The organism is Bacillus sp. JJ1521 (assembly GCF_036965165.1).
Classification (GTDB): Bacteria; Bacillota; Bacilli; order Bacillales; family Bacillaceae_L; genus Ferdinandcohnia.
The window spans coordinates 6294-19469 of the sequence record NZ_JBALOX010000114.1 but is presented as its reverse complement, the minus strand read 5'-3'; the positions used below and the strand labels follow the sequence as shown (position 1 = coordinate 19469).

Genomic DNA, 13176 nt, shown 5'->3' with positions numbered 1-13176 from the left:
CAAAAATTAATATACCATCTCTCAAAGCCTTTTTCAAGACCTTTTTTTAAAAAAGTTTTTTTGATACAAAAAAATAATCTTTTCTATTGTATCTATTAATTCATCCATTGAAGAGATCATAATTATTATACAAGAAATAGTTTTCTTATGAAATACTTTTATATGTATTGGTTATTTCTTTTAATTATCTTTATATCTTTCATTTCATGCTTCTACTATTTTAATCATATTTGCTAGTTTTACTCATATAATTTAATCAAATGGGCCATGGCGTATTTGTGCCCGATTTTTTTCGAGTTTTCTTGAAAAATTGTGCATCCGCCGTCGGCTTTAACTTTATTCAGTCGGGTTTGGACCCCAGCTGAATAAAGTTAAGAGAAATTGGAAGGGGGAAAGATTTTTGTTTTTTGAGTTTCTGCAAGCAGTTGGCATGTTTTTATCATTAGCGATGTGCTTATTTTTGTTTTCATTTGTTTATATAGAAGGTTTGAGAATGAGTAACAATGGAGGAAAAATTGAAGCAAGTAGCTTCATTACCTTTGTTTCTTCAGTCGTAATGGCTTTTGTGTTTAGTTTTTTTGCCAGTTCATTTTATTAGGTAGAGCTGCTCCTCCTATTCAATACTGATATTCCTTTTTTGGAATGTCAGTATTTTTTGTATGTTTTTCAAAATATATTTACTTAAATATGAAAGATGTTGATGACTTAATCGTCTATTATATAAAGGTATACACGAAGGGGGTTCGAAGTTTGGCACAAGTTAGTCAAATCGAAAACTGGTTTTATGAGTATGGAGACGATGTTTATAACTTCCTTATTTATTACACAGGGTCTTTAGACGTTGATGATTTTGTACAGGAGGTTTTTCTGAAGGCAATCAAATCATTTCCTACTTTTGAAGAACGTTCAAATCCTAAGACTTGGTTACTTGCAATTGCAAGGAATTTAGTAATTGATAAGAATCGTCGAAGGAGTCTTATCAAATTCCAACCTTTTGATTTACTTGCAAATAGACAGATTCCGATTGATAAATCTAACCCAGAAGGGAGCCTACTTTTAGACGAGACTCTTTCTGAAATACACAATACAATACTTTGCTTAAAAAAGTCTTATAAGGAAGTTCTTGTTTCGCGATTAATTTTAGAGCTAAGTGTTGAAGAAACTGCTACTATTTTGGGCTGGTCAAGTAACAAAGTTTCATTGACTTACCATCGAGCTATTCAAGTATTGCAGAAGAAACTCAAATCTATCAATAAAGGAGAGGTAAAAGATTATGAAGGATACCTACCAAAATAAATCATTTCCTAGATTTCAACTAAGCGAAGCCCAAAAAACCCGTATCGTTCATCAAATCAGATTAAACGATCCAATTAAAATGACCAGGAATTTATCTGACAGATTCATCATGCCATTACTATCAGGAATCGTAATTTTGTTTCTTGCAATCGGGATTGGAACGTATTCTTATCATTCTATTTTTAAAGAAGATCCCCAACAGGCAGATAATATCTCTTCATTTATTATCGATCTTCCAATGGGAATTGCCATAGAAGAACGAGACGGTGAACATGTTTTTCTAAAAAATGGTACAGAGGTTGGTGGAGTAACGAAAATCAACAATGAAAAAAAACTGGAACTTTTGGCCCAGCCAGGTATTTTCGCGAATGATGTGATGGAAGATTTTCAAGAACCAACTCAACGTGTTCTTTTCCACATTAAGCAAATGCACGCAATTCAAACCGTACATTATTTCATTCAACCCAATGATCAGGAGTTCATCTATGATTTGTATTTTCATGCAAATTCTCCCGGCTATTTCGGAGGTTCAGATTTCGAAGCAGACCTAAAAGTTATTCATGAAATAGCTAAATCATTTAATATCAAATAGCTCAAACCTATTTTGGATTACCCTTATTTTCTTGCCTCCATGCATTATTTGGTAAAAGTTGAAAATACTACACCTATGAATATAATGGCTTGGAGGAAGAGGTATGAAGAAGCTTTTACTAGTTGCGGTTATTTTTTTATTCCAGCTTGCGTTCTTATCAGTTGGAGTGTTTGCTGAGGTTACCCCTGAGGAATTAAAGAATTATACAACACAGACTGGTTTAACTGAAGATGATCTTGAAGATTATTTGGCGGTTTATGATTTGTCCTTAAAGGATTTTGAAAATGTAAATGAACTCGTTTCCTATTTAGGTGAGCCAGTTAACAAAGAGACTGTCCAGACCCTCTTATCAAAACATCATATTAGCGAGGATGAATTACATCATATCCTCAGTGGTTTTGGAGAATCCGTACAGGATTATTTATTCGTTAAGGATCTTGAAACAACAGTGGATTTCTATTTAAATCATGCTGAGGTATTGGTAGAAGCAGAGCGGATGCTTTCAGAGGTAGGGTTAACGGAGGATGAGATTGATGGCTTATTTCTTCACTTTTTAAGCCTCGATGATTTGAATATTGAGGAGAAAATGAGATCGATCAGTTCTAATTTAGAAAGATACTTTTCCTATAATAACTCTGAAGGACTATCGTCTGAACAGCAAAAAGAGCTTCTTGTGATATACGATAAAATGATCGAAGTCTTTGAGTTACAGCCAAAATACTATCTATTAAAAGATGGTGTAAAGGAAGCTATAGCTTATGATAAGCTACTTCAGATGGACACACTTGACGATGCGGAACTACTTGTTGAACTATATCGAGATAATAACGAGTACTTACTGGATCTTAAGGTTTCAGAGGAAATGCTAGCATCTGATTTTATCATTGAGCGCGGAGAAAAGCTCCTAACCGTTGCAACCTTGGCGACAGAAATGAGTGTTAAAGTTCAAGGGAATAAGCTACCTACTACGGCTAGTCCATATACGAACCTTCTATTAATGGGTGCATTATTCATGATTGTTGGTATAGGTGCTATATTCATGACTCGAAAATATGCTTAATAGGAAAGCCATGTCTCCAATTGATAGACATGGCTTCCTTTTTTATCCGACACTTTGTTCTGATAATGATACCTGCTGCTTTTTCTTCCTTTCGCCAACGGAGTATAGCCATATGCCGACTACAATAACGATTCCCCCGAAAATCTGTGTTTGGATGATTTTTTCTGATAGGATAAAATAGGCTAGAATAGCTGCACCAACCGGTTCAAACAAGATACTTACTGAAATGGTTGAGGTACTTACCCATTTTAATGACCAGTTGAAAAGATTATGGCCAAGTAAGGTTGGGACAATTGCTAATAGTAAAAAATACATCCAGTCTTGACCAGCGTATCCTCCTAGCGGATATTTAAAGATCACTACATATAAAAACAAAGTTATGGAACTAATGCTGTAAACAACAAATGTGTACGTGACAAGGGTTAACCGTTTCCTTACTGTTTGCCCAAATAAAAGATAGACTGTAACCATCACACACGAAATGATGGCCAAAAAGTCACCGAATAAAGCACTCCCGCTAATTTGGAAATCCCCCCAACTAATGACGATACTTCCTCCTAAAGCTAGACAGGTACTTAAAATTGCCCCTAAACTTATTTTTTCTTTAAACAAGAAATACGTTCCTATGAATGCAAAAACCGGCTGCATCGTCACCAAAACTGTTGAACTTGTTACCGAAGTGTAGTTTAGCGATTCAAACCAAAGGATAAAATGGAGAGCTAAAAACACACCCGAGATTGTGGAAAAAAGCCAATCTTTTTTTGTAATGATCCGTAGTTCTTTTCGATATTTCCATAAAAAAACAGGAAGCATTAGCAAGACTGTAAAAAATAGGCGGTAGAACGCAATAACTGGTGCGGGTGCGTTGGCTAATTTCACAAAAATGGCCGACGTCGACACTGCAACGACTCCAATTGCCAGCACGAAGTATGGATTTATTTTTGGTTGATTCATGTATGTCACTTCATTTCTTATATAATCTTATTAAGTATATAAGATTAATACCAAAAAAGGATAGAAGAAAATTCTACCCTTTTAACGTAATGAAGTTTCTCCAATTCGCTGATAATTTGATATGTCGTAAGCAGAAACTTTAGTCGGCGAGATAGCATACAATGTGTCGCCGATTGTTAGTACACGTTGTATCTCCCCTTCCCATGTTTCATATGCCCCAGTTTCATGTGAGATTTTTGCTTTCAAATCGATTCCTTCTAAATCGATATCGTATACATATGCCCCCTGAAATTCAAATCTTTGCTCATACATTTTCCCTTCTAGATTTTGATAGACAGTAATCGGGAAGGCAAAAATTCCTTATTCCTTATCAAATAAAAGAGCTTTATGGTCGTAATTTAATGGGGAGTACGTTCCGCGGCCACCAATGATTTCCGCGAATTTCTCCTTCGGGTTATTCACATCACGAATATCAAATAACGAAATTTTGACCCCATCCGTATAAACCATAGGCTCATTCGTGTTTGTTTTATCAGCGACCACCTTTGTATCATGTCCAAAACCAATTACATGGTTTTCATCATATGGATGGAGGTAATTGCTAAAGCCAGGAATCTTAAGCTCGCCTAGCACCTTTGGAGACTTCGGATTACTAGCATCAATGACAAACAATGGATCTACTTGTTTAAAGGTGACGATGTAGATGCGTTCCCCCATGAACCGCGCTGAATAGATTCGCTCCCCGCGCGCCAGATCACTTAATGAACCAATTTGCTTTAAATTCTCATCATAAATAAACAAATGGTTCGCGGATGGTTTGGTATCATTCCATGAATCCCCTTTCGTTGTGGCTACACGAAAGGTGCCATTGAATTCGTCCATTGAAAATTGATTTAAAATGGTTCCAGGTACCTCAATTGAACTATGGAATTCGACTTTGTCTCCATCCACTGTAAATTTGTAGACATTTGTGTCAGGGGATTCGGACCCATCCTCTCTAAAAGGAATGATCGCGCCATAGTTTGCTAATGCGATATAAATGTTTTCCTTTGACATATATAATAGGTTCCCGCTACCTAAATAAGAAGTAATGGAAGCCTCTTTATTGGTGTCATCCAAGTCAAAAGCAGCAATTAAAGTAAAATTAGTCTCTTTTGAACCAGGGATATACTGAATTTTTTCATAGGGTACAAAAGAATCTTCCTCATTATTTGCCGTATCTGAGTAACGTGGTCTTAATTCAATATCATCATCTTTCGCGTCTTCCATGATCCAATAATGGGGATAGTGGCTAGTGACAAGATATACATAGTTTTCTATTCGGCGTGATGTCAAATGGCTTCCTTCAACCTCTACCCTGCGTATTTCCTGTGGTCTTTTTGGATCCTTTATGTCATAAACAATGGCTGTTGTTGCTTCAAATTGTTTAGGAGGATAGATCATGGTTCGTTGATTTTGATTATGGTTGGGTGTCATATCATGAAACGTATAACCAATCACAACTAGTTTGTCTTCATATAAAAACATTTGACTTGGCGAAAATGACTGAGAATATGGAATTGATGTAATTAACTGCATTTCCTTTGCTGGAGCTGCTTTAATAATATTTAGTTTTCCATCGATAAGTTGATATATATATTCACCATCGGTTTTTACGAAATCTGCTTCATCGACACCTTGAACCTGAGTGTTCGTCTCTGAATGTTCACTTCCTCCCGATGCACTATCAGCTTGAGGGGATTCGGTTGATGCAGACATTTCCTGTTTTACCGTATCCCTTGCAAAAATATTGAACCTTTGATTACGTTTATCCTCTTTAATCGCATCCCGAAAAATTGCGGTTAGCTTTTCTTTTGTAACGGGTTGTATCTCATTATCCGTTTGGCTAACGACTGTCGGCTTTGAAGTAGTAAATATAGCCGTTATAGCAGTTATCAGAATGACCGAAGCCAGATAAAAAATCCATCTTTTCTTCACGCATCTCACCCCTTTTCCACTTAGACGAAACCTGGTAAGAAATGTTACAACAGGTAAAGCGCAAGGCGCCTCGAAGGGCTAGGTGCTGCTGCTAGACAAATAAAGAAAAGCCCTCCTGTAAATATGCATTTCAGAATGGGCTCTGCTATTTATTGAATTGAAGGGGTCTATGTTAGTTTTCAATTACAATTTCTCCTTCACCTTTTGGTGTTTCGAAACCATTAAGGTAGGAAGTTAAAATTTCTTCTGTAATAGGGAATGCATTAGCATCAAAACCTTTGTTTCTTATCTTAAGCCGTTCACGCAAATCATCAGGATGAACTTTTATATAAATAAGTTTCCATCTACCGCCGGACTTCTCAATAAGTTCTTTATATTGGTCCCTACTTACACGATCCCAAAAACTGAAGTCAATCACTACCTGTCGTTTGTCGTGAATTAACTTTATTAATAGATTGAGCAATTTTCTTTCTGCATCATTCCTGTATTCCTCAATCTTTTCCATTGAGAAATCAATCCCAAAACGGCCATTAGTAGCCCATACTTCTTCATCAATGGAAAGACGTACAAAACCTTCTTTTTCTAATTGTTGTGCGAATGTAGTTTTCCCAGAACCAGCCACACCACACATCATAACTACTAGGGGGCTGAAATCATCTCGTTCACGATAAATTAAGTCAAAATTAAACTTTTCAAACATCTGGATACTGCCCCCAATTTTTTGATATGAATTCAATGCTAGGAAAGTTCTGAATCGCCTTTTAATATCGATCTCAATTACCTCAAACGAAGAACGGCTAATCCTATATAGACGGCTCTCCCGTTATTGCATATTGGTTTAACAATAGCTCAAATATACGGAGCATTTTTAAAATTTGCTTGTCTTCATGGCTACTTAGGCATGAGATTTGGATCCATTTCTTTTCTTGTAAATAGCGACTTTCATAATGAAGGTAATACCCTTGTAGTACCAGGTCATCTCCAAAGTCTTTAGTAGAGATATGTTCCGGTAAAAGGATAGTCATAATGGCAGGTGATGAATATTCAAGTGGTGTTAAAACTTCTAGTCCTAACCCTTCAATGTACTCACGAATCATCTTGTATATTGCTTTAATTTCGAGATAGAAATCATCATTTTCGTATTTTTGTAGTGCTTTATGTAATGCCTCAAGCATGTTCGAGGATTGGGAATACGGAACGCTGTCATAATGTGCATACATCCCCAGATCAAGATACCTTGGAATGGACTGGTTTGGTGTAACTTCATGATTGTGGAAGACAAATGATAGTCCCGTATATCCGCCAATCGCTTTTCCACTTACTCCTGATGCAAAATAAACATCCTGCAAATCTAGCTTAACTGCACCGAGCGTACTGATACAGTCAAGACAAAGCCTCACATTGTTTGAAAGACAGATTTCCTTTAGATTTTGGAAGTTAGCAAGCATCCCCGTCGAAGTTTCACTATGAACAGCCCAAAGCCAGGTATAATCACCCGTTTCAAGTTCATTTTTGATCTCTGTTTCTGTAATAGGCACACCCCATGCTTTTTCTAGCTTATTAAAAGTTAATCCCGCTCGATTGGCATGGTCAATTAATCTAGAACCAAACTCTCCGTTGTTAGTGATTAAGCCTTTTCCGCCTACGAGAGCAAGCTGAGCAGCGATCACATCATTTGCTAGAGTCCCTGAACCTACTAACACTTCCATATGCTTTGATTTTGTCATGCTACAAAGTTTTTCTCTTACCGACTTCATTTGTAATGAATATTCATTTGAACGATGTGAAATCGGCTCTTGATTAAGTGCTGCTTTCACATTTTCATGGATTTTAATGGGACCCGGCAAAAAGCTAACTGGTTCCTTTAGGATTCTTCCAGCCAGTGATTCATCAAAGGTTTGTTTTGTTAAATACATCGGCCAAAACGAAGCTTCTGCCGTTCCAGTTAAAGTGGCAAATGGTTTAAAGCCTAATTGTCGATATAATTTTTCCTGTCTTGTTGTTCCTGAAATCAAGGCGACGTCATAGCCTTCCTTTAAGCAAAAATTAGACATGAGTTGAGCAAGTCCGAAAAAGATTCTACCATTATTACGATATTCTTCTTCAACCGATAGCAAACGGATTTCACAGGGGTTGTTCGGTTTTACCGGCAGTTGTTCATCGAGATTAGGCAACTTATAATCTAGTGAAAACGGTCTGTTGGCTCTTACCGCGATCATGCCTATTACTTTTGAATCCTTTACACAAATTAAATACGTATTTTGATCATGGAATTTATCCACTAACATTTTTTCTTCATTTTTATCATGCTGAGGAATTTCCTCAACAAAGGTTTTATAGTTTAAGCGATGGATTTGATGAAACTCTTGTTTTGTCCGTGCTATTTTATAGACAAATGTCATGATGGAATCACTCCATTTAATTGATTTTTTTCTCTAGTTTTTCTTTTAAATTATCTCGGTGTGCAAATAGTAATAAGGCGATTACAATAAAAATCAGTAAGCATTCTCGGTTGGAATAATCCATAAACCAATAAATAAATGGCATTGTAAAAAAGGCTGTCATCCCCGCTATTGTGAAGCTTCTAGAAATCGCCAATAAAAGGAGAAAGATCCCACCAAAAACTAGAAATGGCTGATAAGCTAATACAACGAGGCCACCAGCAGCTGTCGCAATTCCTTTTCCACCCCTAAATCTGAGTGTAATTGGCCAAATATGTCCGACAACAACCGCGATGAGGGATAGAATTTGAATTTCAAAGGAAAACCCGAGGTATTTTGCACCAAGGACAACAAACAACCCTTTTAGCACATCGCCTAATGCCGTTAACAAAAAGCCTTTCTTCCCTAGCAATCTACCAGCATTCCTGGCACCAACATTACCACTTCCAAGTTTCCTGATATCTTCACCTTTCATAAACTTCATAACCACATAGGCAGTCATAATCGTTCCAATAAAATATGAGGCCAGTATATAAAAATAAATCACAAGTTCACCACCATTTTGGGTTTATTCAAATTTTACCATTTTTTCTGGTTGTTAACATTGAAAATATAGGTTTATCTTCTTATTTTTTTAATAGAAATATATGAACATTAGGGGAGCATCATGCAAAAAAGTATTAAAGGATTGTCTAATAAAAAGGCTCATGGTATAATTTGATTAATTTCATACGGGGTTGTAGCTCAGGGGGAGAGCATTTGCCTGGCAGGCAAAGGGTCGTGGGTTCGATTCCCATCAACTCCATCAATTAAAGTCTTGATTACTCAAGGCTTTTTTCTTTTTTCTACTTTATATTAACTTACCTATTTTCTTGCAGCATTGACGAATTGTTGACGTTTTTTTGTTTTTTTAGACCACATTTCCAATCTGTTTTAGGATGTTCAATATATAGCTTAAATAGTTTATAATATAAATACTATTTTTATATTATTATCTTTTAAATGGGGGAGCTTTATGATTTTGGGGGTTATATTACTCTTATTAGGGTTGACTACAATTGGTGTAGCGCTTATTCTACTGGTCATTAATTTTTTTCAAAAAAAACCGAAAGCAAAAATATTATATACAATTCTTGCAGGGTTTATAGTTGTTATTGCTAGCTTTATAGTGTTAATTGTGACCGTTGATACAACCACTGTGGACAATACTGAATCAGTTGCCAGTGACACTGAAAAAGCTGAAAACAAGAATGATAATGAGGAAAAAATAAAAGAAGAAGCTGAGAAACAAGCTTTGGCGAAAGCTGCAGCTGAACAGAAAGCAGAAGATGAGGCAAAGGCGGCAGCCGAACAGAAAGCTAAAGAGGAAGCTGAGGCGAAAGCTAAAGCTGAGGAAGAAGCTAAAAAACAACAAGAACAGCTTGCAGCAAACATGGCTTTAGAAGCTGTTACTGTTTCCCGTGTCGTAGATGGCGACACTGTAGAATTATCAGACGGTAGGAAAGTGCGGCTGATTGGCGTAAACACACCAGAATCAACAAATAAGCATGAAGAATACGGAAAAGAAGCTAGTAATTATACAACAACAAAGCTTGAAGGTAAGCAGGTTTGGATACAAAAAGACGTTTCCGAAACTGATCGTTATCAACGTTATTTAAGGATAATTTGGCTATCCATCCCTACAGATGACATGAATGAATCAGAAATCCGTTCTAAAATGTTTAATGCTGACCTTGTAATCAATGGATATGCCGAACCTTCTACTTACCCACCGGATGTAAAATACAGTGAGTATTTTGTGAAATTTGCAAGGGAAGCACGTGATAGTAAAATGGGATTGTGGGCATTCGGAGTCAATGGTACTACCAAGGGTGATTTGGATCCAAAAGAAACTGCAACTAAGCCAAAAACATCGACAACCAATCCAGTACCGTCGACACCACCGGCAACTACCACTCCTCCAGCATCGACTGGTGGAAGCGAATCATATAAAAACTGTACGGAACTTCGAAAAGTCTATCCTGAAGGTGTTCCATCAACACATCCAGCATATGCACCTAAGCATGACCGAGACAAAGACAATTGGGCATGCGAAAAATCAGCTTGATGACCATGGACCCAATCACCTTGATTGGGTCTTTTCTTTTTTTCAATTATCATTCGTAAACGGTCACAATTACTCCATCCATATTGTCACCTGAAATCTCATACTCTTGATCTTCCGGTATATGAATGGACATGTTTTCAGAAAAAGGGAAATAGGAAATAGTATATTTTTTACCTTTGACCTTTGCCGTTACCTTCTTTTTCTCCTTTAGGTAATGCAAATATTCTTCTAAAACAAAACCCTTTTCCTTCATAATTGCACTGTGCGGCATACCAACATAGCGAATATGCCATGGTTCATATTGAATTCCCGTTATGTCCGTTTTATCCTCAGGATATCGTAAAATGAACCCGTATTTCCAAGCATTTTGTTCGATCCATTTCCCTTCAGGTGCTTTAGCCATAGTCATTTGAGTGGTACCTACATCAAGGGATAAACCTAAATTATGTTCGCTATATCCCGCTGGTAAGGCATAGGCAGAGCCCATTTCTTGATAAAGTTTACTTTGCTCATCAAAGTCCCGAAAGCCACTAGTAATAAAAAAGTTAGAAACTCCTTCTTTTCCTGCAGCAGCCATCATATCTGAAAATTTACGTGCTAGATCCTCTGATAAATATATCCTTTCCAACAATCCGTACCCGTTTACCAATTCACTGCGCGTAAATAGATCAATTACATCTAATTTAATACTTTCCGGACGAACAGGATACTTTTTGTTCACCAATAGCAGATTTCCTTGATAAATTTGTTCTTCCGTAATATCTGTTTGTTGGCTAGTTTCGGATGCCCTTCTATCCTCCGCTTTATCATCTTCATAATGCTCATATTTCAACACTTCTACATTTGGTATATCTGCTTGTGATTCAAAAAACGATCCCTTAAATATGAAGGTTATAATCAAGCACAAAAATAATAATAGTAAAAAACCCCACTTCTTCATTCTTCAGTTTCCTCCTTATTCTCCTTTATTTAAAAGAATAGGTAAAACTATTTAAAAAAAGAGTGGGGTAATTCTTAAATTTTTCTTAAATCATCTATTTAAAATCAATCTGACTTACTTATATTGTTCACTGTCCATTGGTAATCGGACTTCAAAAATTGTCTCTATGACGCTGCTTTCAGCAGTAATTGATCCATTATGCTGCTCTGCAATATTCTTCGCAATGAACAGGCCCAACCCAGTACTACCTTCCCTATGGGTTCTAGATTTGTCTCTCGTATAGAACATATCAAAAAGATATGGGAGTTCATCTTGGGGAATGCTATCTCCATAATTCACAACTTGTACTACCACTTCATTTGCTTCAATGAAACCATTAATATCGACATACTGACCGTCATTTCCATAACGTATTGCATTCGTGATAAGATTTTCAAACAGTCGTGCAAGCAAATCTCCATCTCCTAAAATGGGTAAATGGATCGGACTATTCATTCGGACAACCAAATGATTGTTTTCGAAAACAGGATACAATTCTTCATTTAGTTGGTTCAAAAGGTCCGTTAAATTAAATCTTTTTTTATCTACTGGCAGCATTCCATAATTCATTTTAGTTATCTCAAATAATTCATCAATTAACCTTTCTAAACGCTGGGATTTAGTAAAAGCAATCGTTAAAAAATGTCTGACCTGTTCTTTCGTCAAGCTTTCATCTTTAAGGATTAAATCCAAGTAACCCAAAACAGATGTCAGCGGTGTACGCAGATCATGTGCCAAGTTTACGACTAGCTGATCTTTACTGCTTTCCGAAAAGTCACCTCTTTCTATAGCTTCTTTTAATTTTTCACTTGCAAGATTGATGTCTTTCGCAATATCGCCAAACTCATCATTTGCTTGGATTTCAACTTGATGTTGAAAGTCGCCACGAGCAAGGTAATGAATTCCGCTAGAAATCTGATTGAAATATGTAGAATAGCGCTTCGTAAGGATAAAGAAAAACAAGATAGAAAGCGGAATAAATATAACTAAAAAGAAATTAATGTCTCCAACATTGTTCATATATGCACGAAATTTGGCCAATCGATCGCCATAATCAACCTGGGTATGATAGTAATATTGAAGTATTTTATAGATTATATACGTTATAGTACCAGACAAAATCATACTCAAACCAAATAACATAATCATTTTTGAGCGAAAACTTCTTACGATTTTAGCCATTGAATGTATACCCGACTCCCCACACAGTTTTAATTAATTTATTTTTCTGTTTATCTTCTTTAAGTTTTTTTCGTAACGTACGAATATGAACCATAACGGTATTCCCGCTTTCAAAATAGGCCTCGCCCCACACCTGCTGAAAAATGTTTTCCACGCTATATACTTTCTTTGGATGACTTGCTAGTAAATTCAAAATATCAAACTCTTTAGGAGTTAGCTCAATATATTCACCGTATAGAGTGACAGCCCGTTGGTCAGGAGAAATAACTAGCCCACCAAACTCGAGGTTTGAATTATTTTCATTCTTTGCTTGATTTAATGTGGTATAACGCCTTAACTGGGCTTTTACGCGAGCTACCAATTCAATGGGAGTAAATGGTTTAGTCATATAATCATCTGCTCCAATTACGAGTCCCTGTACTTTATCGAAATCAGATGTTTTAGCACTCAAAAAGATGATAGGCATATTATGCTGGTCACGAATGCGTTGGGTTACTTCATATCCATCCATTTTCGGCATCATAATATCCAAAATCAGCAAATCAAACACCTGATTCTTGACAGCACGAACAGCCTCTTCACCATTAG

12 protein-coding genes, 1 tRNA gene and 1 pseudogene are annotated in these 13176 nt (G+C 36.5%); 6 read left to right on the top strand and 8 right to left on the bottom strand.

Features of this window, described 5'->3' with window-relative positions; genetic code table 11:
• The first annotated feature begins 400 nt into the window (after positions 1–400).
• From V7147_RS15870 to V7147_RS15855, 4 genes are all read left to right on the top strand, one after another.
• Entirely contained in the window at positions 401–598 is a 198-nt protein-coding gene (locus V7147_RS15870; RefSeq protein ID WP_335368809.1) for a hypothetical protein, read from the top strand.
• Positions 599–750: 152 nt separating this feature from the next.
• Positions 751–1296 carry an RNA polymerase sigma factor gene (locus V7147_RS15865; protein WP_335368808.1) on the top strand — a complete coding sequence of 182 codons (546 nt, stop codon included), beginning with the start codon at positions 751–753 and terminating at the stop codon, positions 1294–1296.
• Positions 1274–1888 (top strand): hypothetical protein, encoded by a 615-nt coding sequence (locus V7147_RS15860; protein ID WP_335368807.1) that lies wholly within the window; start codon positions 1274–1276, stop codon positions 1886–1888. The genes V7147_RS15865 and V7147_RS15860 overlap by 23 nt, the downstream gene beginning before the upstream one ends.
• A 103-nt stretch (positions 1889–1991) precedes the next feature.
• A complete protein-coding gene (locus V7147_RS15855) occupies positions 1992–2948 on the top strand; it encodes a processed acidic surface protein (RefSeq protein WP_335368806.1) in 957 nt (318 codons plus the stop codon).
• 42 nt (positions 2949–2990) lie between these two features.
• Here V7147_RS15855 and V7147_RS15850 read toward each other — a convergent pair whose 3' ends face one another.
• The 5 genes and pseudogenes from V7147_RS15850 to plsY form a co-directional block, all read right to left on the bottom strand.
• Positions 2991–3902 (bottom strand): DMT family transporter, encoded by a 912-nt coding sequence (locus V7147_RS15850; protein WP_335368805.1) that lies wholly within the window; start codon positions 3900–3902, stop codon positions 2991–2993.
• Between the two features lie 81 nt (positions 3903–3983).
• A pseudogene (locus V7147_RS15845) lies at positions 3984–5660 on the bottom strand (beta-propeller domain-containing protein).
• A 391-nt stretch (positions 5661–6051) separates the two neighbouring features.
• Entirely contained in the window at positions 6052–6579 is a 528-nt protein-coding gene (locus tag V7147_RS15840; protein WP_335368804.1) for an AAA family ATPase, read from the bottom strand.
• 103 nt (positions 6580–6682) lie between these two features.
• Positions 6683–8281 carry an aminotransferase class V-fold PLP-dependent enzyme gene (locus V7147_RS15835; protein ID WP_335368803.1) on the bottom strand — a complete coding sequence of 533 codons (1599 nt, stop codon included), beginning with the start codon at positions 8279–8281 and terminating at the stop codon, positions 6683–6685.
• A 16-nt stretch (positions 8282–8297) separates the two neighbouring features.
• Positions 8298–8867 (bottom strand): glycerol-3-phosphate 1-O-acyltransferase PlsY, encoded by a 570-nt coding sequence (plsY, locus tag V7147_RS15830; protein ID WP_335368802.1) that lies wholly within the window; start codon positions 8865–8867, stop codon positions 8298–8300.
• A 186-nt stretch (positions 8868–9053) separates the two neighbouring features.
• Here plsY and V7147_RS15825 point away from each other — a divergent pair.
• Both V7147_RS15825 and V7147_RS15820 read left to right on the top strand, forming a co-directional pair.
• Positions 9054–9125 (top strand) — tRNA-Ala (locus tag V7147_RS15825).
• A 210-nt stretch (positions 9126–9335) separates the two neighbouring features.
• Entirely contained in the window at positions 9336–10427 is a 1092-nt protein-coding gene (locus tag V7147_RS15820; RefSeq protein WP_335368801.1) for a thermonuclease family protein, read from the top strand.
• 49 nt (positions 10428–10476) lie between these two features.
• On the opposite strand, the gene vanY is transcribed toward V7147_RS15820, so the two are convergent.
• The 3 genes from vanY to V7147_RS15805 form a co-directional block, all read right to left on the bottom strand.
• Positions 10477–11367 carry a VanY-A/VanY-F/VanY-M family D-Ala-D-Ala carboxypeptidase gene (vanY, locus tag V7147_RS15815; protein ID WP_335368800.1) on the bottom strand — a complete coding sequence of 297 codons (891 nt, stop codon included), beginning with the start codon at positions 11365–11367 and terminating at the stop codon, positions 10477–10479.
• Positions 11368–11481: 114 nt separating this feature from the next.
• Complete coding sequence (locus tag V7147_RS15810; RefSeq protein ID WP_335368799.1) at positions 11482–12588, bottom strand: sensor histidine kinase; 1107 nt, start codon at positions 12586–12588, stop codon at positions 11482–11484.
• Positions 12581–13176: response regulator transcription factor (locus V7147_RS15805; RefSeq protein ID WP_335368798.1), on the bottom strand; the 596-nt coding region annotated here is incomplete at its 5' end. The genes V7147_RS15805 and V7147_RS15810, both read right to left, overlap by 8 nt.